Genomic DNA, 792 nt, shown 5'->3' with positions numbered 1-792 from the left:
CGGACGCGGTTCGACCTTGTTGCTCGCGTTCACGACCAGGGCGACAGCCTGCCCCTTCTGGTCATGCGTGACGCCGATCTGCGGCACCAGGAACGCGTTCTCGTTCACGCCTTCCTCGATCCGTGCACGCACGAACATCCCCGGCAGCAGCACCTTGCCCGGGTTCGGGAACACCGCGCGGATCGTCACCGAGCCGGTGGTCTGGTCGACCGTCACGTCCGAGAACTGCAGCTTGCCCTGCTCCGAATAGGTCTTGCCGTCCTCCAGGATCAGCGACACCTTCGCCGCGCCCGGGCCGGTCGTCTTCAGGCGCCCGCTCTGCACGTCCTGACGCAGCTTCAGCCCTTCGAGGCTCGACTGCGTGAGGTCGACATACACCGGGTCGAGCTGCTGCACCGTCGACATCAGCGTCGCCTGGCTCGCCTGCACGTACGCGCCCGGCGTTACCTGCGAGATGCCGACGCGGCCCGTGATCGGCGACACGACGTCGGTATAGCCGAGGTTGATCTGCGCGGTATCGACCGCCGCCTTGCCGGCCGCGACGTCCGCCGCGGCCTGGCCCTGCGTGGCCACCGCGTTGTCGTAGTCCTGCTTGCTGACCGCGTTCGCGGCCACCAGCACCTTGTAGCGCGCGACCAGCGCGTTCTGCGTGACGAGGTTCGCCTGCGCCTTCGCCAGCGTCGCCTTCGCGCTGTTCAGCGCGGCGATGTACGGTGCCGGGTCGATCTTGTAGAGGCGCTGGCCAGCCTTGACGTCGGTGCCTTCGGTGAATTCACGGCGCAACACGATGCC

1 protein-coding gene is annotated in these 792 nt (G+C 67.7%); it reads right to left on the bottom strand.

Annotated elements, in window-relative coordinates; genetic code table 11:
- Positions 1 to 792 (bottom strand): efflux RND transporter periplasmic adaptor subunit (locus tag GQ57_RS38000; protein ID WP_034200627.1); only part of this gene is annotated, 792 nt, incomplete at both ends.

The organism is Burkholderia sp. MSh2 (assembly GCF_000731655.1).
Taxonomy (GTDB): domain Bacteria; phylum Pseudomonadota; class Gammaproteobacteria; order Burkholderiales; family Burkholderiaceae; genus Burkholderia; species Burkholderia paludis.
The sequence above is the reverse complement of the archived record's forward strand: the minus strand, read 5'-3'. Positions and strand labels throughout refer to the sequence as shown.